The sequence below is a fragment of the Sphingomonas sp. Sphisp66 genome (assembly GCF_047324325.1).
GTDB lineage: Bacteria > Pseudomonadota > Alphaproteobacteria > Sphingomonadales > Sphingomonadaceae > Sphingomonas.
The window spans coordinates 3,052,835-3,077,535 of the sequence record NZ_CP168508.1 but is presented as its reverse complement, the minus strand read 5'-3'; the positions used below and the strand labels follow the sequence as shown (position 1 = coordinate 3,077,535).

Annotated in this window: 20 protein-coding genes; 7 read left to right on the top strand and 13 right to left on the bottom strand. The window is 69.0% G+C overall.

Annotated features, from left to right (window positions below):
• The first annotated feature begins 172 nt into the window (after positions 1 to 172).
• Positions 173 to 1,321, top strand: a complete 1,149-nt coding sequence (locus ACEN8G_RS14210) for a glycosyltransferase family 2 protein (protein WP_413416340.1) — start codon at positions 173 to 175, stop codon at positions 1,319 to 1,321.
• Between the two features lie 136 nt (positions 1,322 to 1,457).
• Here ACEN8G_RS14210 and mprF read toward each other — a convergent pair whose 3' ends face one another.
• From mprF to ACEN8G_RS14195, 3 genes are all read right to left on the bottom strand, one after another.
• On the bottom strand, positions 1,458 to 4,031 hold the full coding sequence (gene mprF / locus ACEN8G_RS14205) for a bifunctional lysylphosphatidylglycerol flippase/synthetase MprF (protein ID WP_413416341.1): 2,574 nt from the start codon (positions 4,029 to 4,031) through the stop codon (positions 1,458 to 1,460).
• 5 nt (positions 4,032 to 4,036) lie between these two features.
• Positions 4,037 to 4,465: a DUF2147 domain-containing protein gene (locus ACEN8G_RS14200; RefSeq protein ID WP_413416342.1), complete on the bottom strand. Its 429-nt coding sequence runs from the start codon at positions 4,463 to 4,465 to the stop codon at positions 4,037 to 4,039.
• A gap of 75 nt (positions 4,466 to 4,540) precedes the next feature.
• Positions 4,541 to 5,272, bottom strand: a complete 732-nt coding sequence (locus ACEN8G_RS14195) for an AcvB/VirJ family lysyl-phosphatidylglycerol hydrolase (RefSeq protein WP_413416343.1) — start codon at positions 5,270 to 5,272, stop codon at positions 4,541 to 4,543.
• A gap of 118 nt (positions 5,273 to 5,390) precedes the next feature.
• Between ACEN8G_RS14195 and ACEN8G_RS14190 the strand changes: the two genes are divergently transcribed.
• The 3 genes from ACEN8G_RS14190 to ACEN8G_RS14180 are packed head-to-tail and all read left to right on the top strand — an operon-like array spanning position 5,391 to position 7,873.
• Positions 5,391 to 5,858 carry a PDZ domain-containing protein gene (locus ACEN8G_RS14190; RefSeq protein ID WP_413416344.1) on the top strand — a complete coding sequence of 156 codons (468 nt, stop codon included), beginning with the start codon at positions 5,391 to 5,393 and terminating at the stop codon, positions 5,856 to 5,858.
• The gene (locus ACEN8G_RS14185; protein WP_413416345.1) at positions 5,827 to 6,510 is read left to right on the top strand and encodes a winged helix-turn-helix domain-containing protein; all 684 of its coding nucleotides are present in this window, start codon (positions 5,827 to 5,829) and stop codon (positions 6,508 to 6,510) included. The genes ACEN8G_RS14190 and ACEN8G_RS14185 overlap by 32 nt, the downstream gene beginning before the upstream one ends.
• A 34-nt stretch (positions 6,511 to 6,544) precedes the next feature.
• Entirely contained in the window at positions 6,545 to 7,873 is a 1,329-nt protein-coding gene (locus tag ACEN8G_RS14180) for a sensor histidine kinase (protein WP_413416346.1), read from the top strand.
• Between the two features lie 135 nt (positions 7,874 to 8,008).
• On the opposite strand, the gene ACEN8G_RS14175 is transcribed toward ACEN8G_RS14180, so the two are convergent.
• The 6 genes from ACEN8G_RS14175 to ACEN8G_RS14150 all read right to left on the bottom strand — a co-directional run bounded on the left by ACEN8G_RS14175 (position 8,009) and on the right by ACEN8G_RS14150 (position 16,329).
• Entirely contained in the window at positions 8,009 to 8,353 is a 345-nt protein-coding gene (locus ACEN8G_RS14175; RefSeq protein ID WP_413416347.1) for a hypothetical protein, read from the bottom strand.
• Positions 8,350 to 11,715, bottom strand: a complete 3,366-nt coding sequence (locus ACEN8G_RS14170; protein WP_413740592.1) for a glycosyltransferase — start codon at positions 11,713 to 11,715, stop codon at positions 8,350 to 8,352. Before ACEN8G_RS14170 ends, ACEN8G_RS14175 begins: the two co-directional genes overlap by 4 nt.
• Before the next feature lie 314 nt (positions 11,716 to 12,029).
• Entirely contained in the window at positions 12,030 to 12,155 is a 126-nt protein-coding gene (locus tag ACEN8G_RS14165; protein ID WP_413418988.1) for a hypothetical protein, read from the bottom strand.
• An 85-nt stretch (positions 12,156 to 12,240) separates the two neighbouring features.
• A complete protein-coding gene (locus ACEN8G_RS14160) occupies positions 12,241 to 13,623 on the bottom strand; it encodes a PepSY-associated TM helix domain-containing protein (RefSeq protein WP_413418986.1) in 1,383 nt (460 codons plus the stop codon).
• The gene (locus ACEN8G_RS14155; protein ID WP_413418984.1) at positions 13,620 to 15,899 is read right to left on the bottom strand and encodes a TonB-dependent receptor; all 2,280 of its coding nucleotides are present in this window, start codon (positions 15,897 to 15,899) and stop codon (positions 13,620 to 13,622) included. The genes ACEN8G_RS14160 and ACEN8G_RS14155 overlap by 4 nt, the downstream gene beginning before the upstream one ends.
• Positions 15,900 to 15,930: 31 nt before the next feature.
• Positions 15,931 to 16,329 carry a DUF2946 family protein gene (locus ACEN8G_RS14150; protein WP_413418982.1) on the bottom strand — a complete coding sequence of 133 codons (399 nt, stop codon included), beginning with the start codon at positions 16,327 to 16,329 and terminating at the stop codon, positions 15,931 to 15,933.
• 234 nt (positions 16,330 to 16,563) lie between these two features.
• Between ACEN8G_RS14150 and ACEN8G_RS14145 the strand changes: the two genes are divergently transcribed.
• On the top strand, positions 16,564 to 17,058 hold the full coding sequence (locus ACEN8G_RS14145; protein ID WP_413418980.1) for an asparaginase domain-containing protein: 495 nt from the start codon (positions 16,564 to 16,566) through the stop codon (positions 17,056 to 17,058).
• Between the two features lie 229 nt (positions 17,059 to 17,287).
• On the opposite strand, the gene hutU is transcribed toward ACEN8G_RS14145, so the two are convergent.
• The 4 genes from hutU to hutI are packed head-to-tail and all read right to left on the bottom strand — an operon-like array spanning position 17,288 to position 22,456.
• Positions 17,288 to 18,943: a urocanate hydratase gene (hutU, locus tag ACEN8G_RS14140; RefSeq protein WP_413415877.1), complete on the bottom strand. Its 1,656-nt coding sequence runs from the start codon at positions 18,941 to 18,943 to the stop codon at positions 17,288 to 17,290.
• Positions 18,940 to 19,752 (bottom strand): N-formylglutamate deformylase, encoded by an 813-nt coding sequence (gene hutG, locus ACEN8G_RS14135; protein ID WP_413415876.1) that lies wholly within the window; start codon positions 19,750 to 19,752, stop codon positions 18,940 to 18,942. Before hutG ends, hutU begins: the two co-directional genes overlap by 4 nt.
• Positions 19,749 to 21,278, bottom strand: a complete 1,530-nt coding sequence (gene hutH, locus ACEN8G_RS14130) for a histidine ammonia-lyase (protein ID WP_413415875.1) — start codon at positions 21,276 to 21,278, stop codon at positions 19,749 to 19,751. Before hutH ends, hutG begins: the two co-directional genes overlap by 4 nt.
• Positions 21,275 to 22,456 carry an imidazolonepropionase gene (gene hutI / locus ACEN8G_RS14125; protein WP_413415874.1) on the bottom strand — a complete coding sequence of 394 codons (1,182 nt, stop codon included), beginning with the start codon at positions 22,454 to 22,456 and terminating at the stop codon, positions 21,275 to 21,277. The genes hutH and hutI overlap by 4 nt, the downstream gene beginning before the upstream one ends.
• Positions 22,457 to 22,642: 186 nt before the next feature.
• On the opposite strand from hutI, the gene ACEN8G_RS14120 reads away from it, so the two are divergent.
• Positions 22,643 to 23,983, top strand: a complete 1,341-nt coding sequence (locus ACEN8G_RS14120; protein ID WP_413415873.1) for a formimidoylglutamate deiminase — start codon at positions 22,643 to 22,645, stop codon at positions 23,981 to 23,983.
• Entirely contained in the window at positions 23,980 to 24,672 is a 693-nt protein-coding gene (locus tag ACEN8G_RS14115) for a UTRA domain-containing protein (protein WP_413415871.1), read from the top strand. The genes ACEN8G_RS14120 and ACEN8G_RS14115 overlap by 4 nt, the downstream gene beginning before the upstream one ends.
• The last annotated feature ends 29 nt before the right edge of the window (positions 24,673 to 24,701 follow it).

The following is a 24,701-nucleotide window of genomic DNA, read 5'->3' as shown; positions in this document are numbered from 1 at the left end:
ACACCTGCTCCGTCTCAACCATGCCCCCGAGGCAAGCCACGAGCGTCGTCCCCCGGCATCGATGGCCTGCTTCGACCCCCGGGAGGGCCGCGCCATGCGTATCTGTGCCCCGGCGCGTACCCCTCCCGGGGCCCATTCGGGACCCGATAGAACGGGCCCATAAAGGGATCGCATGAAGCTCTTCCTCGACAGCGAGATCGCACGGTTCGCTCGCGTCGCCCCCGGCACCGCCCTCGAACTCGCGGTCGTCATCCCCACCTTCAACGAACGCGCCAATGTGCCGCTGCTGATCGAGAAGCTCGATGCGGCGCTGGCCGGACGGCATTGGGAAGCGATCTTCGTCGATGATGACAGCCCCGACGGCACCGCCGATGCGGCGCGTGCGCTCGGCCTGCGCGACCCGCGCGTGCGGGTGATCCAGCGGATCGGCCGGCGGGGGCTGTCCTCGGCCTGTATCGAGGGCATGTGCGCCACCGCCGCGCCGATCGTTGCGGTGATCGACGGCGACCTGCAGCATGACGAGACGCTGCTGCCCAGGATGCTCGACGCGCTGGCGGGCGATGCGAGCCTCGACCTGGTGATCGGATCGCGCTTCGTCGCGGGTGGCGGCACCGGCGAATGGGACGACGACCGGGTGGCCAAGTCGGCGCTCGCGACCCGGCTCTCGCGCCATGTGCTCAAGGCCGACCTGTCCGACCCGATGAGCGGCTTCTTCATGATCCGCGCCGGCGTGGTGCGCGAACTGGTGCCCAGGCTCTCGGCGATCGGGTTCAAGATCCTGCTCGATATCATGACCGCCTCGCCGCGGCCGCTCAGGTTCCGCGAGCTGCCCTATGTGTTCCGCACCCGGGCACTGGGCGAGAGCAAGCTCGATCATGTCGTGGCGATGGAATATCTGATCGCGCTCTACGACCGGATGTTCGGCAAGGTCGTGCCGGTGCGCTTCGCGATGTTCTCAGCGATCGGCGGGCTGGGCGCAGCGGTGCATTTCGCGGTGCTGTCCGCGCTGTTCTGCGGGTTCGGCTGGACCTTTGTCGGCGCGACGATGCTCGCGGTGCTGGGGGCGATGACCTTCAACTTCCTGCTCAACAACGCGCTGACCTATCGCGAGCAAAGGCTGAAGGGTGCGGGCAAGCTGCTGCGCGGCTGGGCGCGCTTCTGCGTGGTGTGCGGCGCGGGAGCCGCCGCGAACGTCGGCGTCGCGGCGTTCCTGCACAATGTCCAGCATGGCGACTGGCGGGTGTCGGCGCTGGCCGGGATCGCAGTGGCGGCGGTGTGGAATTTCGCGCTGTCGTCGCGGTTCGTTTGGGGGCGGTACTGACCCTGTTCCCCTCCCTGGAAGGGAGGGCCTAGGGGTGGGTGGTGTCCTGGCGATACTGCCGTCGCTGGCCCTGGTCGTGCCGTAACGCGTACATCGACCCACCCCCGACCCCTCCCTTCCAGGGAGGGGAGTTTCATTACGCCACCAGCCGCAGCCGCCTCTTCAGCGCCGCGCTCCGCGAGCTTCCGCCGACCAGCGTCTGCAGGTCGATCATCCCGCGGGCCAGCCCCAGCCCCGGCGGCGCCGCGATGTATCGGGCGGTCCAGACCGGGGAGAACTTGTCTTTGTAGGCGCGCAGGCCCTCGAAGCCGTAGAAGGCGTCGCCGTGGCGGTAGAGCAGCGCCCCGATCCGCGCCCACATCGGCGCGAGGCGGCGCGATTCGATGCCCGACAGCGGCGCCATGCCGAGGTTGAACCAGCGATAGCCCTGGTCGTGGCCCCAGAGCATCAGCTGGACGAACAGATAGTCCATCGTGCCATAGGGCATCTCGGCGAGGTGGCGCATCAGGTCGACCGACAGCTCCTCGCGATTCTCGGTCGCCCAGACATTGGCGAAGGCGACGATCCGGCCCTGCTGGCGGACCAGCGCGCAATCGAAGCGGGCGAGATAGGCGGGGTCGAACCGGCCGACCGAGAAGGTCTTCTCGCCATGTCCCTTGTCGCTGAGCCAGGCGTCGGAGACGGCGCGCAGCTCGGGCATCAGCGCGGGCACTTCGGCGGCAGGGACGATCTCGAAGCTGGCGCCCTCGCGCGCGGCGCGGCGCTCGGAATGGCGCAGCGAGCGCTTCTCCGAGCCTTCCATCGAGAAGCCGGGCAGGGAGACGCGGGCTTCCTCGCCATATTTCACCAACTGGAGCCCGAGGTCGATCGCGATCGGCAGGGCCTCGGCCGAGATCTGGTAGAGGAGCAGCCGGCCCTGCGCGGCGTCCGCCATCTCGCGGATGCGCCAGAGCAGGTCGCCCCATTCCTCCTTGGGGCCTACCGGATCGCCCATCACGATCCAGCTCTGGCCCTGCACCTGGTACATCAGCAGCGTCTCGCCGCTCTCCGAGCGGAGGAAGCGCTTGTCGCCGGCATAGGCGAGCAAGGCGTCGGTGCGGTTGGCATGGACCAGGGCGGTGCGCGGCAGCTCGGTATCGGGGGCATGCTCCTCGCGCTTCGGCTGGGCATAGCCGAACCACTGGGTGACCGCGACGCAGGTCAGCGCGACCGCCGTGGCGAAGCTGGCGCGCAGGAAGCGCGAGGCGTCGCCGCGCCAGGCGAATTCCCACCAGAGATCGTCCTGATAGGGCACGTGCTTGAAGGCGAAGAAGCCGATCCAGGTGGCGAGGCCGGCGGCGACCGCGACCGAGACCAGGGCGCGGCCGGTGAGCGCGCTGGTCAGCGCGGTCTTGCGGTAGAAGGCGGTGCGCGAGAGCTGGAGCAGCCCGGCGATGACCAGCAGGATCGCCGCTTCCTCATAGTCGACGCCCTTGACCAGCGAGAACAGCGCGCCGGCCAGCAGGAGGGTGCGGCAGAGGTGGAAGGCTGCGTCGAGCCGGCGGTACAGCGCCGGGGCGATCAGCAGCAGCGCGGTGCCGGCCAGGCTGGCGGCGATGTGCGAGGCCTCGACGAAGGGCAGGGGGACGAAGGCGTGGAGGTCGCGCAGGCGGGCCGGGATCGCCGGGAGCGAGCCCGAGACGAGCAGGACGATGCCGCCGACGAAGACCAGAGCCGCCAGGAAGGTCGGGGCGAGCCCGTGCATCGCCAGACCGACCGCGCGGATCGCAGCGAGCGGCTTCCGCAGCTGGCGCCGCTCGTGCACCGCGAGCAGGGCGGCGGCGACGAGCAGCGGGAGGACGTAGTAGATCAGCCGGTAGAGGATCAGCGCCGCGAGGATGCGCGACGGATCGGCGCCGGGCAGCACCGCGAGCATCACTGCCTCGAACACGCCTACGCCGCCGGGGACATGGGTCACCAGCGCGGCGATGATCGCCAGGGCATAGCCGAGGAAGAAGGTGGGGAAGGCGTGGAGGCCGGCACCGGGGACGAGGACCAGCAGCGCGGCGCTGGCCAGAGCCAGGTCGACCGCCGAGGTGGCGATCATGCCCAGCGCCTGGGGCAGGCTGGGCGCGCGGAAGTGCCAGCGCCAGAGCTTCACTTCGCGGGCGGGGCCGCGCAGCAGCGCGAGGATGCCTAGGGTCGCGGCGAGGATGGCGATGCCGATCCCGCGCTGGACGCCGGCGGAGATGGTCATGCCGGCAAGCTCGAGCCCGCCGCCGTGCAGCGCCAGCGCGGCGCCGGCCATGACGACCACGCCCGACCAGAAGGTGATGCTGGCTGTCGCGATCACCTTGACGACCTCGGCGGTGTCGAGCCCGGCGGCGTGGTAGACGCGGTAGCGCGCCGATCCGCCGGTGAGCAGCGCGAAGCCGAGATTGTGGCTGAGCGTGTAGCTGGTGAACGAGGCGAGCGCGGCGGTGCGATAGGGGAGCGGCCGGCCGATGATGCGCAGCGCCAGCACGTCGTACAGGGTCAGCATCGCATAGCTGCCGGCGGTCAGCGCCAGCGCGGCGGCGACCTGCCAGGCGCCGATCGCGTGGAAGGCGATGCGGACGTCGTGCCAGCGGACTTCGTGGAGGAGGCCGCGCAAGGCCGCGAAGGCCAGCGCGACGATGCCGATCACCGCGCCGACTTGCAGCGCGGTCCTGTGGGCGGGGCGCAGGGTCACGGCGTTCAGCCGCGCTGCCAGACCTGCGACTTGCAGATCCAGCCGCCGAGGATGCACCCGCTGATCTTCAGGCTGTTCGGGCCCTGCTGCTCGATCTTCGAGTAGAAGGTCTGGCCCATGTCGGGGACGAAGACGCGGCCCTGCCACTTGCCGTTGCCGGTGGGATGATAGTCCTGGAGCAGCTCGGTGCCGATCAGCCTGGCGACGCCGCTGTCCTTGGCGTCCTGCTGCGCCTCGGCATTGGCCCAGACCACCCAGCCGCACAGCTTGTCGCCGCAGGCGCCGGTCTGCACCTTGACGGTGCCGCGCGGATTGACCCAGGTGCCGACCACGCCGGTCGAGGCTGCGGCGACCGGGGCCTGGGCGGAGGCCTGCACGGTGCCCAGCACCGTGGCGGCGAGGCCGATGCCGGCCAGGATCTTGCCGAAGCGCATGTCGAATTCCCTCTGTTTGTCCGTTGTCGCGGCCCGCTCTAGCTAGGCGCGGCTGTCCGCCGCGTGATCCCAAACCTAAATATTGGTAATGTTGGCGATGCCGGCGCGGAGCGTCTTGAACAGCGTCTCCGGATCATGGTGGAGCATGTGCCCGCCGGGCAGCGCGACGCGCCGGACATTGGGCTGAGTCAGCATCGGGCAGAGGCTGTCCTTCTCCTCCACGCCCTGGACGCAGAGCGTCGGCACCCAGGTGAGCTGGCGGCCGGTGGGCAGCGCCATCGCATCGGGCTTGGCCCAGTTGAACAGCTCGGACGGGCTGGCGCGGTAGAAGACGGTGTCGGTCGGCACCACCAAGGCGACCATCTTCACGTGCGCGCGCAGGTCGGCGGGCAGGCCGGTCAGCCCGACATGCATCATGTCCGCGCCGAAGGACTGGCCGATCAGCACCAGCCGGTCGGCGTGACCAAAAGCCAGCGCGCGGCGCGCCGCATCGGCGATCAGCGCCTGCACCTCGGCGGGGGTACGCTCCTGCCGGAAATAGGCGAGCGAGCTGACGCCCACCACCGGCACGCCCTCGTCGGCGAAGCGCCGGGCGATCTCCGGCCCCATGCCGATCCTGAAGCCCATGTCGCCCGAGACCAGCACTACCGCCAGCCCCTTGGCCGCGGGCGGCGTCGGCCGGGTGGGGGCGATGTCGAAATAGACCGGGCCGCCCAGATAGCCGATATAGCCGAGCCAGCCGGTGAACGCGGCGAGCAGCAGCGCCAGCGCGGCGAGCGTGACCTTCAATTTGCGATGGCGGCGCATGCGCGAACTCCTTGAAACTCCACGCCGTGTAGCTCGTCGCAGCTCGCGCTCCGGTGACCGGATCATGACCAAAGCTTAACGTGACTTGGCTCCGCCCCAGGGGCATCCCGACGCTGCAATGACGAGTACCGACATCCCGGAAAATGCCACGACGAAGGGCCGCGTGAGCCGCGGGACCGACGGGTTCGTGCTGATTCTGGTCCTATCCTTCGCGCTCAGCGCCATGGTGATCCTGGGCTGGGCCTGGCGATCGGGCGTCAACCACATCTTCGCCGCGCAGACCGGCGCCAGCCTGTTCCCCGGCTTCACCGCCGAGACGCCGGGCGACGCCGCGCACGGCCTGATCGTCACCAGCCTGCGCTCGGGCAGCGAGGCGGCGCTGGACGGCATGGAAGTGGGCGACGCGATCGTCGCGATCGACGGCCGCAACGTCGACACGCTCGACCAGGCCCGCCGCTACCTGCGCGACGACCATCATCCAGACGTATATCTCGACTTGGTCCACCAAAAGCAGCTACGCCATCTCAAGCTCTTGCGAACCGCAGGTGGAGAGAATGGGGCACAAGCTGCTGCTGGTGGAGGATGACGAGGCGACCGCCGCGTACATCGTCAAAGGAATGACCGAAGAGGGATTCACGGTCGACCGTGCCGACAATGGGCGCGATGGCCTGTTCCTCGCCAGCGACGGCAGCTACGACGCGATCGTGCTCGATCGCATGCTGCCCGGCATGGACGGCATGGCCGTGCTCGGTGCGCTGCGGGCGGCCAAGATCGAGACGCCGGTCATCATCCTCTCCGCGCTCGGCACGCCCGACGACCGGGTCGGCGGCCTGACCTCGGGCGCCGACGATTATCTGGTGAAGCCCTTCGCGTTTGCCGAGCTGCTCGCCCGCGTCCGGTTGCTGCTGCGCAAGCGCGGCGCCGCAGAAGGCGCGGTGACCAAGCTCACTTCCGCCGATCTCGAGATGGACCTGCTCTCGCGCCGGGTGAAGCGAGGCGCCCGGGTGATCGACCTGCAGCCGCGCGAATTCCGCCTGCTCGAATATTTCCTGCGCCATCCGGACCAGGTGATCACCCGCACCATGCTGCTCGAGGGCGTGTGGGACTATCATTTCGATCCCGGGACCAATGTGATCGACGTCCATATCAGCCGGCTGCGCAAGAAGCTGGACGATGGCGGCGAGCCGATCCTCCACACGATCCGCGGCGCCGGCTATCGCCTGGGCCCGGCGGCCTGACGTGACTCTCCGCTGGGGACAGCTTGCGCGCTCGGTGACTGCGCGCTTCGTGATCGTCGCCTTCCTGGTGCAGCTCACCGTCACCGGCGGCATCCTGCTGTTCGTCCAGCAATCGAGCGAGCGCGCGCTTGCCGCCGAGCAGAAGACCCTGGTCACCGAGCTGCGCGACGACCTGGTCTCGGCCTGGCATGCCGGCGGCGATGCCGGGCTGCGGCGGATCATCGACGTGCGGCTGGAGCAGGCGCACGCCAGCCCGCCGGTGATCCTGCTCGCCACCGCGAAGCAGGATCCGATCCGCGGCAATCTGGGCGACTGGCCGACGGTGATCCCGGCCGAGACCGACTGGCAGGCGATCGAGCTCTATCGCACCGGCAGCGACCGGCCCGAGCTGATGGGCGTATCCTCGACCACGCTGCCGAACGGCGAGCTGTTGCTGGCCGGCCATGTCATCAGCTCGAGCGTCCGCCTGGCGCGAGTGAACGAGGAGGCGATCACGGCGGCGCTGGTGATCGGCGTGATCTTCGCGCTGCTGAGCGCGCTGCTGATTGGCCGGGTGCTCTCCAACCAGATCCAGGGCGTGGTGACCACCGCGCGCGAAGTGGGCGAGGGGTGGCTCGGCCGCCGCGTGCCCACCGACGGCAGCGGCGATGCGTTCGATGCGCTGGGCGAGTCGGTCAACGCTATGCTCGACCGGATCGAGGCGCTGGTCTCGCAGCTGCGGATGATGACCGACGGGCTGGCGCACGACCTGCGCTCGCCGGTGACCCGCATCAAGGTGTCGCTGGAGCGCGCCATCATCGAGACCGAGGACGAGACCGCGCTGGCGGCGCTGGAGCGCGTCTCGGGCGAGGCGGAGACCTTGCTCGGCATGCTCTCCACCGCGCTGCTGATCAGCCGGGCCGAGGCGGGGATCGGGCGCGACCGCTTCGTCGATACCGACATCGCCGCGCTGCTCGGGGACCTGGCCGAGGTCTATGGCCCGCTGGCCGAGGATCGCGGCTTCGAGATCGCGGTGGAGGCCGAGCCCGGGCTGCACGCCCCGCTGCACCGCGAGCTGGTCGGCCAGGCGCTGGGCAACCTGATCGAGAATGCGACCAAATATGCCGAGGGCGGACACCATATCGTCGTGCGTGCCGTACGCGAGGGAGGGGGAATCGCGCTCTCGGTGGCCGATGACGGGCCGGGCATTCCCGAGGAACGCCGGGCCGAGGCGATGAGCCGGTTCGGCCGGCTCGATCCGGCGCGGCACGAGACGGGTTCCGGGCTGGGGCTGTCGCTGGTCGAGGCGGTGGCGCGGCTGCACCAGGGCAGCTTCGCGCTGGAGGACGCCGGGCCGGGGCTGCGGGCGGTGATCAGGTTCTAGGCTGTGTTTCTTCTTTCCCCGGCGAAGGCCGGGGCCCAGCCTTGAAAGTCACGCGCCTTGGCGCGTCTTCGCCGCGCACTATTTAGTCTGGGCCCCGGCCTTCGCCGAGGAAAATAGTAAGTCTACTTCTTTCCGCTACACCGCCAGCGCGTAGGTGATCACCAGCGCGGCCACCGTCATCAGCGACATCGCAGCAATGAAGGTGACGTCCGCCACCCGCTCCAGCTCGTGGAGCCGCTTGGCCGGGCCGTGGCGGATCGCGAAATAGCTGGTCAGCGTCGCGATCAGGAACAGCACCGCGTCGAGCGCCAGCATGTCGTCGGCCAGGGTGTTGGCCTTGCGCACCGCGATCACCACGCGGAGGATGCCGATCGCGGTGAGGCATACGCCGACCATCGCCGCCGCGATCGGGCAGATCATCCGGCAGGCACGCTCGTCGAGCGTGTAGGCGCTGCGATGCTCCTGCGGCGGTCCCTTCACTCGGCGGCGACCGGGACCCGGGTTTCCTCCTTGCCCTCGGGCGCGGCGACGGCCTGGGCCTCCACCCGGCCGCTGCGCTCGAGCTTGCCCCAGCCGACCCAGGGGCCGCGCAGCGCATTGGCGACGGCGCGGATCACCACCCAGTACATCAGCTGGCGATAGACGAAGCGCTGGGCGAGCAGCAGCAGCCCGGGATAGCGCTTCTCGCGCGCTTCCATGCGATAGGCGACCCAGCCGCACAGGAAATCGATCCCGGTGAAGGCGATCCAGTAGATGCCCATGCGGATCACGTCGCTCTCGGTCTGTGCCCAGCCATGCTGCCAGACGCGGAGCGCGGTGCCGAGGATCGAGGCGACCAGCGCCGCGTCGATCAGCGGCGAGATCAGCGCGAAGGCGATCTGGAACACCCAGGCCTGGGGGATGCCGACCAGCGCCAGCCCGGCGGGCTTGCGGGTGCGCAGGATCGCGCGGTGCTTCCACAGGCACTGCAGCGTGCCGAACGCCCAGCGGAAGCGCTGCTTGGCTAGCGCGCCGAAGCTCTCCGGCGCCTCGGTCCAGGCAACCGCCTCGATGTCGTAGCCGACGCGCCAGCCCTTGCGCTGGATCGCGATGGTCAGGTCCTGGTCCTCGGCCAGCGTGTCGACCGGATAGCCGCCGACATCGTCCAGCGCCGCCTTGCGCCAGGCACCGACCGCGCCGGGGACGACCATGATCGCATCAAGGCTGGCGAGCGCGCGCCGCTCGAGATTCTGCGAGGTGACGTACTCCACCGCCTGCCAGCGGGTGACCAGGTTGATCCGGTTGCCGACCTTGGCGTTGCCCGCGATCGCGCCGATCTCGTCATCCTCGAACCAGCGGGCGAGGCGGGCGATGGTCAGCGGCTCGAACTGGGTATCGGCATCGAGCGCGATGACGATGTCGCCCTTGGCGAACTTCAGCCCCTGGTTGAGCGCGCGCGCCTTGCCGCCATTCTCCAGCGTCAGCAGCGTGACCCGCGGCTCGCTCGCGAAGGCCACGCGGACGACGTCGCTGGTGCCGTCCTTCGAGCCGTCGTCGAGCACGATGACCTCGACATTGACCCGCTCGCTGGCGAGGACGCGGCGGATCGAGCTCTCGATCACCTTGGCCTCGTTATAGGCGGGGATCAGCACCGAGACGAAGCGGCCGGGGTCGATCGCCGGGGCGACCGGACGGTTCTTCCTGCGGTTGCCGTTCACCGCCAGCGCGGCGAGGACGATGGCGCGGGCGATGCCCAGCGCGATCGCGGCGAAGAACAGCCACTTGAGCGCGAAACCGATCATCGCGAGGACCAGGAAGATGCCGACATCGGTGCGCACGGCGACGAGGTCGGCGCCCTGCACCTTGGGCATGACCTGGTCGCGGCTGAGGCCGGCGAGCTGCGAGACGGGGACGAACTGATAGCCCTTCGCCTTCAGCGCATCGATGATCCGCGGCAGCGCGGCGATGGTCTGCGAGCGGTCGCCGCCGCCGTCGTGGAGCAGGATGATCTGGCCCGACTGCTCGTAGTTGCCGGCCTGCACCTCGCGCAGCACCGTGTCGACGATCGCGTCGACGCCCGGGCGCTGCCAGTCGTTCGGGTCCACGTGGAGGCCGACATTGGTATAGCCGGCGCGCTGGGCGGTGAGCGCGGGGATCAGCTCGTCCGCGGTGGTCGGCTCGGCGTCGCCGAAATAGGGCGCGCGGAACAGCCGGACCGAGCGGCCGGTATAGGCCTCGATCAGCCGCTGGGTGGCGTTGAGCTCGATCCGGGTGCCGCGCGCCGAGGCGAGCGCCAGGTTCGGGTGGGTGAAGGTGTGGCTGCCGATCTCGTTGCCCTCGTCGACGACGCGGTTGACGAGGAAGGGCTCCGCCATCGCATTCTCGCCGATCATGAAGAAGGTGCCGGTGACCTGCTTCGCCTTCAGGATGTCGAGGATCTTCGGCGTCCATTCGGGATCGGGGCCGTCGTCGAAGGTCAGCGCGACCTTGCCGGGCATGTAGCCGGTGCGGGTGACGACATAGGGGGTGGGCAGCGACTGGAAGATCTCGTCGACGATCAGGCCATTGGGGTTCTGGACGATCGTGCGCGTGCCGGTGCTCGGCGTGCTGGCGATGCGCAGAATCTCGCCCGATCCCTCGACATCGACGTCGCCGACCGCCTCGATCCGGCGCAGATCGGGGATCCTGCCCGAATGCGCGGCGGCCAGCGCCGGCCAGAAGTTCGAGTCTTCCGAGCCGAGGCGCCACAGCGCGACGCCGCCGACGCCCTTGATGTTGGCGGCGCGCAACTGGTTCCAGGCGGTGGTGGCGTCGGCCATCCACACGGTGTGGGAGACGCCATTCTCCTCATAGGCGAAGCTCTGGTTGCCGCTCGCCTTGTCGAAGGTGACGGTCGCTTCGCTGTCATGCGCGATCAGCCAGGCCTCTTCGATCGAGATCGGATCGGCCTTGCCGGGGGCGGTCCAGTTATAGCCATAGTTGGCGACGCCGACGATCAGCTTGTCGGCCGGCACCTGCTTCAGCGCGGCGTTCATCTGGTTGACGAACCAGGCCTGGCTGGCGATCGGGCCGGGCGCGGTGACCGGGGCATGCTCGTCATAGTCCATCAGGACGAGCTTGTCGGTAGCGGCGGCATAGGCCTTCATGTCCCAGTCGTCGTCCTGGGCCGGCACGGTGACCGAGACGCTCATCTTCGCCGCGGCGAAACGGGCATGGGCGTCGCGCAGCAACGCCAGATAGCCGGGCTGGGCGGCCGTTGGCAGCTCCTCGAAGTCGAACACCGCGCCATCGGCCTTGCGTGCTACCAGGGTGCGCTGGAGATCGTCGAGGAAGGCGGCGCGCGCCTTGGGATCGCGCAGCAGCGCGGCGGCGCCGGCGCTGTCCCAATTGTCGCCGGTGGCGTTCTGCACCATCGGCAGCACCTTGGGGCGCTTCGTCGCGGCGGCGATGATCGTGTCGAACTGCGGATCGGGGGTGACCGTGACAGCGTGCTTCGCGCCGGTGACGCTGTAGAGCGCGGGCACGACCCAATCGAGATCGTTGACATGGCGGCGCAGCGAGGCGCGGCTGGCATCGTCCCAGGGCACGTAGAAGCCGACCGAGAGCGGCGCGCTCGATGCGCTTGCCTTGCCGCGGGGCAGCCAGGAGGCGAAGCTGTGGCGCAGGTGATTGGCCTGCTGCTTCAGCGAGCGGGGCTGGGGATGCTCGCGCATCAGGGCGAGCGGGCCGGGGATCGGCACGCGCACGACCGTCATCGCAAAGGCGCCGGCCGCCAGTACGATCACCAGCAGCAGCGCGAAGAAGGCGCGCATCGTCCAGCGATTCCGCTTGCCGCTCGCATCGAAGAAGATCGGACGTTCCATCGCCTGTGCTGCCCTGGTTGCAATGTCTGGGTGGTGCGACGCCCGGCCCGAGGAGTGCAGGAGGGCCGGGCGCCGCTGGTTTGCCGGCCATGAACGCGATTATGGCCTGCCCTCCCCGGATAGCGCCGCCAGTCCTTCCCGGACCTGCCCGCGGCATTAACTTCCTGTCATGTCCGCTTTTCCGGAAAACAAAACGGCCGGCGCGAAGGGAGCGCGCCGGCCGTTCAGATGTTGCGGGTGCAGGCTAAAGAGGGTTGCCTGCACCCGCTGGCATCGCCCGGAACAGGGTAAGTCGGGCGATGCCGAATGCGGGGTCAGCGATGTGCGTGTGCCGCTGCCGAAACCTGCGCGATGCGGGCGTCGGCGGTGGACAGGGCGGCGGTACCGGAGACGAGCGTGGCCAGCGCCAGCAGCGCGATCGCAATGCGGGGATTGGCCATCTCTTGTCTCCTGTCTCGACGGTTCGCTTGCCGACCGTGAGACAGGAGATAGGCCCTGCAAGATGTAACGGCGCTGGCCGGCGGGTTACAATTTGGACAGGCGGAGACCCATCCAGCGGGAAAGCTCCGGCGCCGTCCGGCGCGCGATGACTTCGAAGGTCATCGCAAGGGCGAGGGTGATCCCGAACAGCGGCATCAGCACGCCCAGCGCCACGGTCAGCCCGACCAGCGCCCATCTGTGCCTTAGCGGGTCCTTCGCTGCCGGTGCGCCGAGCGCGCCTTCGGGGCGTCTCCGCCACCACAGCACCACGCTCGACACCGCCAGCGTCACCAATCCGATCAGCACGAGCAGATTGACCAGCTGGTTGAGCAGGCCCAGCCACGCGCCTTCATGCACCGCCACGCCGAAGCCCACCGCACGGTCGATCCAGTGGCGGTCGCCGAAGCTCTGCGATCCGATGACCGCGCCATCGTCGCCGATCTCGACCGAGACGCGCCGCGTGCGGTCCTCGGCCTGGGACTGGACGAGCCAACGGCCGCCGGCCTTGGTTGGCGGGCTGACCTCGGCCGGGGCGGCGAGGCCGAGCGTCATCGCCTTGTCGACCACCCGGTCGAGCGCCGGGCCCTTGGGGGCGACATGCGCCATGGTCATGCCCTTGTGCTCTGCATGCTCGTCGAGCATCGCGCGGACGCCCTTGTCGAGATCGGCGCGCGCCTGCGCATCGGCCACCGATCCCGCCGACCAGTCCTGCCGGACCGCGGCGGTACCGGTCACCACACGGACCTGCTTGAGGTAGTCGCCCCAGTTCTTCGCCCAAGGCAGGCCCGAAGCGATCAGGAACACCGCGCCGATCGACACCCACAGGCCGGTCACCGCGTGCATGTCGCGCCAGAAGACGCGCTTGCCGCCGCCCAGGCGGGGCCAGAGGATGCCGCCCAGGCCCTTGCCCCTGCGCCCGCGTGGCCACCAGAGGAACAGGCCGGTGACGATCATCACGATCGTCCAGCAGGCGGCGATCTCGACCAGCGCCGATCCCCAGTCGCCCGCGAGCAGCTCGCCGTGCAGGCGGAAGATCACCCGCATGAAGCGATCCTCCTCGGGCACCGCCTTGAGCACCGCGCCGGTCTGCGGATGGACCCAGACCCGGGTCTCCTCCGCACCCGCGCCGACGAGCAGCTGGACCGCATCCTCGGGCGCTTCGGGCAGGACATATTTGTGCAGCACTGACCCCGGCACCGCCGCGGTGCCCGCCGCGACGATCTTCTCGGGGGCGAGAATCGGCACGCCGGGTTGCGCGACATGGCGGTAGGGCGCGTAGAGCCAGCCCTCGATCTGCGGCTTGAACAGATAGATGCCGCCGGTCACCGACAGCCACAGGATGAAGGGCACGCAGAAGATGCCGGCATAGAAATGCCAGCGCCACACCGCGCGGAACCAGCGTTCGTGGCGGGTCGTCGTTTCGCTCACAGCATCCACCCCGCCTCGACCAGGAAGCTGCGCTGGGGATAGGGGTGATAGACCCAGGCGCGGTTGTTGGTGATGTTGTCCACGCCTGCGCTCAGCCGGAAATCGTCGGTCATCTTCCAGTTCACCTTGGCATCGAGCGCGAACAGCTCGGAGGTATAGCCAAAGGTATCGCCGCGCTGGAGCCCGAACAGATCGGTATTGGGCCGCGTGGCATAGCGCACGCCGATCGAGGTCAGCACGCGCGGGGTGACCTGATAGCGGAGGTTCGCGTTGAACCGCCAGCGCGGGATGCGCGGGAACTGCACGCCTTCCGCCGCGGGCGCGCTGTCGTTGCGCACCGTCTTCGAGTCGATCCAGGCGGCGTTGGCGTCGATGTCGAGTCCGCGAATGCCGACATCGCGGGCTTCGGCGATCAGCTCGAGCCCGACCTGCCGCGTCACATCGATATTCTTGTAGTTCGAGGTGGTGATGCCGTTCTGGTTGAACCCGACGAACGAGAAGATCGTGTCGTTCACCCGCTGCCAGAAGGCTGATCCGGTGAGCTTCAGCCGCCCGAAATCATGCGCCACCAGCAGGTTGGCGTCGCGCGAGCGCTCGGGCTTGAGGTTCGGATCGAAGCTGTTCGGGTTGAAGCTGCCATCGCCGTTCAGGCTGCCCTGGAACAGCTCGCCCACCGTCGGGAAGCGGGTCGCTTCGGCCAGGCTGAGCTGCGCGCTGGTCTGGCCGCGATGCCACTCGACCGAGAATTTCGGATCGAACGCCGTGTCGCTGCGGGCGGCATAGCGGTTGGTGACCGGCGTGCCGGAGGTGCCGACACGGCCAAGCCCGCCGTCGAATGCCCGCCAACTCTCGAACCGCGCGCCGAGCGTGAAGGTCACCGCATCGGCCCGCAGCCGGCCCTCGGCCCAGCCGGCGAGCAGCCGCGTCTTGCCGAAGGTGCGGGTGGAGAAGGCGCGGCCGCTATTGCCGCGCCAATTGGGTAGCGTGTAGTTGGTCAGGTCGGTCTGGTAGAGATTGGCGCTGGCGCCGGCGGCAAGGTCGAGCGGGCCGGTCTTCGCATCCAGCGAGAACTCCGCCGTGTACCAGCCGGTCGGCCCCTGCCGCGCCAATGTCCCGGCGCCATTCGACGCACCCGCCGCCCAGCTGCCCGAGGTGAACCCATCCGAGCGGGCGACCTGATAGGTCGAGACGTTGAGCTTCGCGGTCACGTCCGGCGCGATCGGCGCGGCGATCTTGCCGCCCGCCAGAACTTCGTCGCGCACCGTCCGCGACCAGCGGGCGCCCGAGGCGGTCCAGGTCTGGCCGAGCGTGGTCACCCGGCCTTCGCAGACCTTGTTGCCGCTCGCGTCGCGCAGATAGCAGTCGGGCGCGTATTGCGCGTCGAGATTGTGCCAATATGCGAACAACAGCTCGCCGGTGATGCCAGAGGCACCGTCATAGCCGATGCGCAGCTTGGCCTGGTCCTGTGTGGTAGCGGCGGGGCTCTGCGCGGCGAAGATCGGGTTGGTTGCGGTGCCGGGCGCATTGGGGATCGCCTGGCCCTTGTCGATCACCGCGCCGGTCACGACCGTTCCCGCCGCACCCGTCGCCGGGGTGAGCCCATACCAGCTCATCGGCTGGCCGGTGTTGCGGAAGTGCCGCCCGGAAATCCGCGCCGACCAGGGGCCATCCTTCTGCCGCCAGCCCAGGCCTGCCTCGCCCGACCAGCCCCAATAGGTGGCGTGGGTGCCGTATTGGTCGTAGGGCTGTGCCAGCCCCTGCACGGTGGCGAACGCTTCGGTCTTCTCGGGCGAGCGGGTGGTGATGTTGACGATCCCGCCCATCGAATTGCCCGGATAGCGCGCCGAATAGGGGCCGTAGACGATGTCGAACTGCTCGACCTCGCCCGGGCCGACCACGCCCCATTTGGGCGCGAAGGCGAAGCTGTTGCCGAGGAAGTTCGACACGACGAACCCGTCGACCATCACCAGCGACCGGGCGCTCTGCATCGAATGGGTGCCGCGGAATCCGGGTACGCCGTTGGAATCGCCGGCATAGCGTTTGCGCACGAAGAAATCGGGCGCGTATTTCATCAAATCCTCGACATTCTGGGCGTTGATGCCGGCGAATTGTTCGTCGCCCAGGCTCACCGAGAGCCCGCGCGGATCGATGCTGATCGGCGCATCCTTCTGGCCGATGACGAGGATGGAAGGTTCGTCCGTTTCCTGCGCGAGGGCGGGAACGGCAATGCAAAGCAGCGGCAGCGCGGCAATGCGCGCGCGGCGGTATGAAGACATGGGATTTCACCTGAACGAGGAAAGACGCGGTTCAGGTGCGGGCAGGCGGTCCTCTGAGCGGTGGCTGGGCGAAGGCGCGGCGGCGCACCACCGGCTGCGCGGCGGGCGCGAAGCCGAGGGCGAGGAGGAAGGCGATCGCGGCGAGCAGCAGCACCGGGTCGGTGCCGCCGAGCATGGCATGGCCCAGCCCGGAGTACGCGCAGTCCTGCTTGCCGCTGTCGGGGGCCTTGGCATGGTCTGGGTCCATCGGAATGTCGATGGTCATCGTCGCGGGGCCGTTGCCGTCGCAAATCGCCATGGTCAGCGTCTTGCCGCCGGTTTCGGCGAGCATGTAGCCGGCGGGCACAAGCGCCTTCACCGCCAGCGCCGCGGCGATCAGCCACAATGCCAGCCAGCGATGTTCTTTCAGGAAGACGCGCCATGCCCCCATGGACGGTCGGGCTACGCCGTTCTGGGCGAGCTGTCACGTCTGGAATGGGCTGGCGGCCATGGGCATTTTGTCCAAGCTCCCGCCGTCATCCCCGCGAAAGCGGGGACCCATCTCCCATGCTCTCGCCAATCACACCGGTCGTGCGTCGGGATAGTCTCGGAGATGGGCCTCCGCTTTCGCGGGGGTGACGGACTAGGGATGACGTTGCGGACGAACCGGCGTAAGGGGCCGCGCATGACCAGCACCCAGCCCATCCTCGTGCTCACCACCGGCGGCACGATCGACAAGCAATATTTCGACGCCTCGAGCCAGTACACGATCGTCGGCACCGTGGTGACGCGGCTGCTCGAGCTCGGCCGGGTGCTGCATCCCTTCCAGGTCGAGGAAGTGATGCGCAAGGACAGCCTGGAGATGGACGACGCCGACCGCGCGAAGATCGCCGCCCGCGTCGCCGCTTCGGATGCCGCGCGTATCGTCATCACCCATGGCACGGACACGATGACCGAGACTGCCAAGGCGCTGGCCGGGATCGAAGGCAAGACGATCGTGCTGGTCGGCGCGCTGGCGCCGGCGCGCTTCGCCGAGAGCGACGCGACCTTCAACCTGGGCATGGCCTTCGCCACGGTGCAGGTCGCGAAGCCTGGTGTTTACATCACGATGAACGGCACCGTGTTCGAGGCCGGCAAGGTAGTGAAGGACCGCGAGGCCGGCCGCTTCGTGGAGATCTAAGGCGTTGGCCTAAATTTAGGCGTCACCCCGGCCTTGTGCCGGGGTCCACTGTGCCGCGCGCATTGCCCCATGCGCCTCTTGCACATCGCTCGCCTCCCGGTGGACCCCGGCACAAGGCCGGGGTGACGGGTTAGGGTGGGGCGTTTGCCTGCGACCAAAACGCCAGAGGCGGGCTGTGGTTGCAGCACAGCCCGCCTCCAGTCTCTCGGTCTCCGGAAAGAAGGACTGCCTACAAGATACCGGGCAAGTTGAGCCTTTTCTCACGCGCACAGTCCAAGGCTTCGACGTAGCCCGCGTCCGCATGCCGCATCACCCCCGTCGCAGGATCGTTCCACAGCACCCGCTCGAGCCGCTTCGCCGCTTCCGGCGTGCCGTCGGCGACGATCACCATGCCGGCATGCTGCGAATAGCCCATGCCGACGCCGCCCCCATGGTGGAGCGACACCCAGGTCGCGCCCGATGCCGTGTTGAGCAGCGCGTTGAGCAGCGGCCAGTCGGACACTGCGTCCGACCCGTCCCGCATCGCCTCGGTCTCGCGATTGGGGCTGGCGACCGAGCCGCTGTCGAGATGATCGCGGCCGATCACGATCGGCGCCTTGAGCTCGCCCGATGCCACCATCTCGTTGAAGGCGAGGCCGAGCCGGTGGCGGTCGCCCAGGCCGACCCAGCAGATGCGCGCGGGCAGGCCCTGGAAGTGGATGCGCTCGGCGGCCATGTCGAGCCAGTTGTGGAGATGCGCGTTGTCGGGCAGCAGCTCCTTCACCTTGGCATCGGTCCTGGCGATATCCTCGGGATCGCCCGACAGCGCCGCCCAGCGGAACGGGCCGATCCCCCGGCAGAAGAGCGGGCGGATATAGGCGGGGACGAAGCCGGGGAAGTCGAAGGCATTCGAAACCCCCTCGTCGAGCGCGACCTGGCGGATGTTGTTGCCGTAATCGACCGTGGGCACGCCGGCTTTGTGGAAGTCGAGCATCGCCTTCACATGCTGCGCCATCGATGCCCTGGCGGCTTTCGCCACGCTTTCGGGATCGCGCTCGCGGGCGGAGAGCCATTCGTCGACGGTCCAGCCCACGGGCAGGTAGCCGTTGACGGGATCATGCGCGCTGGTCTGGTCGGTGAGCAGGTCGGGGCGGATGCCGCGGGCGAACATCTCGGGGAGCAGCTCGGCGGCATTGCCGAGCAGGCCGACCGATACGGGCTTGTCCGAATTCCGGATGATCTCCAGCGCCTCGTCGATGCTCTCGGCGGCGCGGTCGAGATAGCCGGTGCGCAGGCGCATCTCGATCCGGCTGGGCTGGCACTCGATGGCGAGGCACGAGGCGCCGGCCATCACCGCCGCCAGCGGCTGCGCGCCGCCCATGCCGCCCAGGCCGGCCGTGAGCAGCCAGCGGCCCTTCAGGTCGCCGCCATAATGCTGGCGGCCCATCTCGGCGAAGGTCTCGTAGGTGCCCTGCACGATGCCCTGGGTGCCGATATAGATCCACGAGCCGGCGGTCATCTGGCCGTACATCGCCAGCCCCTTGCGATCGAGCTCGTTGAAATGCTCCCAGGTCGCCCAGTGCGGCACCAGGTTGGAGTTGGCGAGCAGGACGCGGGGGGCGTCCGCATGGGTGCGGAACACGCCGACCGGCTTGCCCGACTGGATCAGCAGCGTCTCGTCGGCCTCGAGATCACGCAGCGCTGCGACGATCCGGTCATAACTCTCCCAGTCGCGCGCGGCGCGGCCGATGCCGCCATAGACGACCAGCTCCTCGGGCCGCTCGGCGACGTCGGGATGGAGGTTGTTCATCAGCATGCGCAGCGGCGCTTCGGTGAGCCAGCTCTTGGCGCTGAGCTCGGTGCCGGTGGCGGGCTTGATGATGCGGCTGTTGTCGAGGCGAGTCATTCCGGGGCTCCGGCGAAATTGAGGCAGGCGGTGAGGATCTGGGTGAGGGCATCGCGCATCGGGGCGGCGCGGGCTTCGGTGTAGGGCGTGGGCCAGTGCGCTTCGTCGAAGCTGGTGGGCTCGTCGATATAGCCGCGGCAGGCCAGCTCCATCTGGATGGCGTGGACACCCTGTTCGGGCCGGCCATAATGCCGCGTGGTCCAGCCGCCGCGGAAGCGACCGTCGGTCACCTGGCTCCACGGCGTGGCGGCGCAGACGGCTTCCACCGCGCGGGCAAGGGCGGGGGCACAGGTAGTGCCGCCATTGGTGCCGATGTTGAACTGGGGCAGCTCGCCGTCGAACAGCCGGGGGACATGGCTGCGGATCGAATGGGCGTCGTAGAGGACGATGCGGGGATGGATCGCGCGGAGGCGGGCGATCTCGACCTCGATCGCGGCATGATAGGGATCGAAATAATGCTCGCGCCGCCAGGCGATGTTCGCGGCGTCCGGCACGTCATCGCGGTACAGGGGGACACCGTCGAAGGTCGTCGTCGGGCAGAGTTCCGTCGTGGCCTGACCCGGGTAGAGCGAGGCGCCCGAGGGGTCGCGGTTTACATCGATGACGCTGCGGGAGATGCTGGTGCGGATGGTCGTCGCGCCCAGCCCGGCGGCGAAGTCGTAGAGCCGGTGGATCCACCAGTCCGCGTCCTTTGTCGCCAGCCAGGGCGAGACGAAACGGTTCTTCAGATCGTGAAGCAGGTCCGTCCCGGTGTGCGGGAAGGCGACGATCAGCGGCGCCTCGCCGCGATGGATCTCCAGCCAGCTCATGCGACGCCCGGCAGGGCGATCCCTGCAGCCTCGGCCACGGCGCCGGCGCGGACCAGCGCGGTCGCGGCTTCGATATCGGGGTGGAAATGCCGGTCATGGTCGAGCGTCGGCACATCCTGGCGCAGGCGGGCGCGGACGCGCTCCAGCGCTTCCGAGGAGGTGAGCCCGGCATGGAAATCGCAGCCCTGTGCCGCCGCCAGCAGCTCGATGCCGATCACGCCGGCGCAGTTCGCCGCCATGTCGAGCAGGCGCCGGGCGCCATGCGCGGCCATCGAGACATGGTCTTCCTGATTGGCCGAGGTCGGGATCGAGTCGACGCTGGCCGGGGTGGCGCGCTGCTTGTTCTCGGAGACGAGCGCGGCGGCGGTCACCTGGGGGATCATGAAGCCCGAGTTGAGGCCCGGCTGGGGAGTGAGGAAGGCGGGCAGGTTGGAGAGGGCGGGATCGACCAGCATCGCGACGCGGCGCTCGGCGATCGAGCCGATCTCGCAGATCGCCAGCGCGATCATGTCCGCCCCGAAGGCGACCGGCTCGGCGTGGAAATTGCCGCCCGACAGCGCCTCGTCGGTCTCGGGGAAGATCAGCGGGTTGTCGCTGACGCCGTTCGCCTCGGTCTCCAGCGTCGTGCCGGCCTGGCGGAGCAGGTCGAGCACCGCGCCCATCACCTGGGGCTGGCAGCGCAGGCAATAGGGATCCTGCACGCGCGGATCATTGTCGCGGTGCGAGGCGCGGATCGCGGAGCCCTGCATGAGCGTGCGCAGCGTCTCGCCGACGGCGATCTGGCCGGGGTGGCGGCGCAGCTGGTGGATACGCGGGTCGAAGGGGGCGTCGGTGCCCTTGGCCGCCTCGGTCGAGAGCGCACCGGTGACCAGCGCGGCCTGGAACAAAGTCTCGGTCTCGAACAGGGCGGCGAGCGCATTGGCGGTGGAGAATTGCGTGCCGTTGAGGAGCGCGAGGCCTTCCTTGGGGCCGAGCGTGACCGGGGCGAGGCCGGCTTCGGCCAGCGCCTGTTCGGCGGGAAGCACGCGGCCATCCACTTCGATCGAGCCGACGCCGATCATCGTCGCTGCCATGTGCGAGAGCGGGGCGAGATCGCCGCTGGCACCGACAGAACCCTGACTCGGTACCACTGGGGTAAGGCCCCTCGTCAGCATCGCCTCAAGCAGTTCCACGGTTGCCGGCTGCACGCCCGAGGCGCCCTGCGCCAGGCTGGCGAGCTTGAGCGCCATCATCAGCCGGACGACCGGCGCAGGCGAGGGGGCGCCGATGCCGGCGGCATGGCTCAGCACGATGTTGCGCTGGAGCGTGGCGAGGTCCTCGGCCTCGATCTTGACGCTGGCCAGTTTTCCGAAGCCGGTGTTGATCCCGTAGACCGGCTCGCCATGCGCGAGGATGCGGGCGACCGCGGCGGCGCTCTCGGCGATGCGCGGGGCGGAGGCGGGATCGAGCTTCGGCACCGCGCCGCGCCAGATCGCGCGCCACTCGGCCAGCGGCACGTCGCCGGGGATCAGCAGGATTTCGGTCATTCGCCCTTCCAGATGCGGGCATGGAGCGGATTGAACCCCATGCGGTAGACAAGCTCGGCCGGCCGCTCGATGTCCCAGATCGCGAGGTCGCAGCCCTTGCCGGGTTCGATGGTGCCGATTTCGGTGTGGAGGCCCAGCGCGCGCGCCGCTTCGCGGGTCACGCCGGCCAGGCATTCCTCGACAGTGAGGCGGAACAACGTCGCGCCCATGTTCATGACGAGCAGCAGGCTGGTCAGCGGCGAGGTGCCGGGGTTGCAGTCGGTGGCGAGCGCGATCGGCACGCCGGCGTCGCGCAGCGCCTGGATGGGCGGGAGCTTCGTCTCGCGGACGAAGTAATAGGCGCCGGGAAGCAGGGTGGCGACGGTGCCTGCTTCGGCCATCGCGGCGATGCCGGCCTCGTCGAGATATTCGAGATGGTCGGCGGAGAGCGCGCCATAGGAGGCTGCCAAGGCGGCGCCATGCTGGTTGGAGAGCTGCTCGGCGTGGAGCTTCACCCTCAGGCCATGCGCCTTCGCTGCTTCGAACACCCGCCGGGTCTCGTCAGGCGTGAAGCCGATCCCCTCGCAGAACGCATCGACGGCGTCGGCGAGGTCGCCCAGCGCCGGGATCATTTCCTCGCAGACCAGATCGACATAGCCCGCGCGGTCATCGGCATATTCGGGCGGCAGGGCGTGGGCGCCGAGGAAGGTGGTGGCGATCCGCACCGGGCGCTCGCGGCCCACGGCGCGGGCGGCGCGCAGCATCTTCAGCTCGTCGTCGAGCGACAGGCCATAGCCGGATTTCACTTCTACGGTGGTCGCGCCCTCCGCGATCAGCGCGTCGAGCCGGGGCAGGGCGCTGGCGACCAGATCGGCCTCGCTGGCGGCACGGGTGGCGCGCATCGTCGAAACGATGCCGCCGCCGGCCCGGGCGATCTCCTCATAGCTGGCACCCTGCAGCCGCAGCTCGAATTCGTGCGCGCGGTCGCCGCCATGGATGAGGTGGGTGTGGCAGTCGATCAGCCCGGGGGTGATCCAGCGGCCTTCGCAATCGATCGTCTCGGCGGCGGCAGGCGCTTCGTTGGCCGGGCCGACCCAGGCGATCCGCCCGTCCTTGGCCGCGACGGCGCCATGCTCGATCGTGCCGAGGCCAGGCCCCGCCATCGTCGCGATCCGTGCGTTGGTCCAGAGTCGGTCCATGCGCGCATCCTTGCCTGTGGGGCTGGTTATGTCTAGACATAATCAAAGGCGCGTCGCACACTTCAACCGTCATCCCGGCGAAAGCCGGGATCTGGTGCGGCTCTTTACCCGCCATCGCCTGAGATCCCGGCTTTCGCCGGGATGACGGAAATGGTGGCGGGGCGACGGCTATGAGGAAAGCTGGGCATGGATCTCTGGTTCGAAACCGCGTTACTCCCCACCGGCTGGGCGGAGCGCGTCACCGTGCGCATCGCGGACGGGCGGATTACGGAGATCCTCCCGAGCACCGACCCCACTCCCGAGGCCGAGCGCCACTGTGTCGCCATCCCCGGCCTCGGCAATGTCCATAGCCACGGCTTCCAGCGCGGCATGGCCGGGCTCAGCGAGCGGCGCGGGCGGCCCGATGACGATTTCTGGAGCTGGCGCGAGATCATGTACCGGTTCCTCGACCGGCTCACCCCCGACGACATCGCTGCGATCACCGCCCAGGCCTATGTCGAGATGCTCGAGACCGGCTATACCCGGGTCGGCGAGTTCCATTATCTCCACAATGACGTGGACGGCGCCCGCTATGCAGATCCGGCCGAGACCGCCGGCGCGATCGTGCACGCCGCCGAGCAGACCGGCATCGGCTTGACGCTGCTTCCGGTCTTCTACGCGCACAGCGATTTCGGCGGAAAGGACCCCAAGCCCGGCCAGCGCCGCTTCATTTCCGACATCGACGGTTTCGCCGCGCTGGTCGAGGCCAGCCGGACGAAGCTTCCCGCCGATGCCGTGCTCGGCGTCGCCCCGCACTCGCTGCGCGCCGTCACGCCCGAGGAGCTGGCGGCCGTCACCGCGCTCACCGACGGGCCGATCCACATCCACGCCGCCGAGCAGGTCAAGGAAGTCCAGGCCTGCGAGCAATGGAGTGGCGCGCGGCCGGTCGAGTGGCTGCTTCACAATGCCGGGGTCGACCGGCGCTGGACGCTGATCCACGCGACGCACCTCAACGCGTCCGAGACCGACCGGCTGGCCCGGTCGGGCGCGGTCGCCGGCCTGTGCCCGGTCACCGAGGCCAATCTCGGCGACGGCATCTTCCCCGCAGAGGCCTATCTCGCGGCGGGCGGGCGGATCGCCACCGGCACCGATTCCAACATCCAGATCGACGCCGCGTACGAGCTGCGTTCGATCGAATATTCGCAGCGGCTGTCGCTGCGCCGCCGCGCGATCCTTTCACCGGAGGGGGCATCGGTCGGCGAGACGCTGTTCGGCGCGGCGCTTGCCGGGGCGGGCCAGGCGCTGGGCGTCGCGACCGGTATTGCGCCCGGCGCGCCGGCCGATATCGTGAGCCTGAACATGGACCATCCGAGCTTCGCCGGCGCTTCCGCCGACACCATCCTCGATCGCTGGATCTTCGCCGGCCGCGCCGGTGCGATCGACTGCGTCTGGCGTGCCGGCCAGTTGCAAGTCGTTCGCGGCAGGCACCGCGCGGGCGAGGTTATTGCTAATCATTATCACAAAATCCTGGAGCGCCTGCTCGGGTGACGCTGCAGGAACGCATCCGCTCGGACATCGAGGAGCGCATCCGCTCGGGGGAATTGCGCCCCGGCGACCGCATCCCGTTCGAGCATGAGCTGGTCGCGCACTATGGCTGCGCGCGCGCCACGGTCAGCAAGGCGCTGGAACGGCTCGCCCATGCCGGGCTGATCGAGCGCCGCCGCAAGGTCGGCTCGTTCGTCGCGCATCCCCAGGTTCATGCCGCGGTGCTCGAAGTGCCCGACCTCGCCCAACTGATCGCGGCGCGCGGCGAGGCATATCGCTGGGAGCTCGACACCTGCCGGGTGGTCAATCGCGATGCCGATATCGAAGTCTCGGGCATCCCGGCGCCGGCGCTGCTGATCGAGGGCGTGCATTTCGCCGGCGGCCAGCCCTTCGCGATGGAGCGCCGGCTGATCGCGCTCGACACCGTGCCGGTGCCGCGCGCCGATACGTTCGAGAGCGAGGCGCCCGGCTCCTGGCTGCTCCACCATGTCCCCTGGACCGATGCGCGTCACCGCATCCGCGCGGTCCCGGCCGGCGGGCCGCTGGCCAAGCGGATGAAGCTCGACGCGCATGCCGCCTGCCTCCAGGTCGAGCGCTGGACCTGGCGGACCGGCAGGGCGGTGACCTTCGTCCGCCAGACCTTCCCGGGCGATCGCTACGACCTGGTCGCGGAGTTCACGCCGGGGGGATAGTTCTCGGCCGCCATCGCCGTTAACAACGA

Excerpts from the sequence above, each read along its gene's own strand:
- hutH (WP_413415875.1), bottom strand. The coding sequence starts at position 21,278 with ATGACCGAAATCCTGCTGATCCCCGGCGACGTGCCGCTGGCCGAGTGG.
- hutG (WP_413415876.1), bottom strand. The coding sequence starts at position 19,752 with ATGAGCTGGCTGGAGATCCATCGCGGCGAGGCGCCGCTGATCGTCGCC.
- hutU (WP_413415877.1), bottom strand. The coding sequence starts at position 18,943 with ATGACTCGCCTCGACAACAGCCGCATCATCAAGCCCGCCACCGGCACC.
- ACEN8G_RS14170 (WP_413740592.1), bottom strand. The coding sequence starts at position 11,715 with ATGGAACGTCCGATCTTCTTCGATGCGAGCGGCAAGCGGAATCGCTGG.
- ACEN8G_RS14120 (WP_413415873.1), top strand. The coding sequence starts at position 22,643 with ATGGATCTCTGGTTCGAAACCGCGTTACTCCCCACCGGCTGGGCGGAG.
- hutI (WP_413415874.1), bottom strand. The coding sequence starts at position 22,456 with ATGGACCGACTCTGGACCAACGCACGGATCGCGACGATGGCGGGGCCT.
- ACEN8G_RS14210 (WP_413416340.1), top strand. The coding sequence starts at position 173 with ATGAAGCTCTTCCTCGACAGCGAGATCGCACGGTTCGCTCGCGTCGCC.
- ACEN8G_RS14145 (WP_413418980.1), top strand. The coding sequence starts at position 16,564 with ATGACCAGCACCCAGCCCATCCTCGTGCTCACCACCGGCGGCACGATC.
- ACEN8G_RS14190 (WP_413416344.1), top strand. The coding sequence starts at position 5,391 with ATGACGAGTACCGACATCCCGGAAAATGCCACGACGAAGGGCCGCGTG.
- ACEN8G_RS14200 (WP_413416342.1), bottom strand. The coding sequence starts at position 4,465 with ATGCGCTTCGGCAAGATCCTGGCCGGCATCGGCCTCGCCGCCACGGTG.
- ACEN8G_RS14165 (WP_413418988.1), bottom strand. The coding sequence starts at position 12,155 with ATGGCCAATCCCCGCATTGCGATCGCGCTGCTGGCGCTGGCCACGCTC.
- ACEN8G_RS14185 (WP_413416345.1), top strand. The coding sequence starts at position 5,827 with ATGGGGCACAAGCTGCTGCTGGTGGAGGATGACGAGGCGACCGCCGCG.
- ACEN8G_RS14150 (WP_413418982.1), bottom strand. The coding sequence starts at position 16,329 with ATGGGGGCATGGCGCGTCTTCCTGAAAGAACATCGCTGGCTGGCATTG.
- ACEN8G_RS14195 (WP_413416343.1), bottom strand. The coding sequence starts at position 5,272 with ATGCGCCGCCATCGCAAATTGAAGGTCACGCTCGCCGCGCTGGCGCTG.
- ACEN8G_RS14155 (WP_413418984.1), bottom strand. The coding sequence starts at position 15,899 with ATGTCTTCATACCGCCGCGCGCGCATTGCCGCGCTGCCGCTGCTTTGC.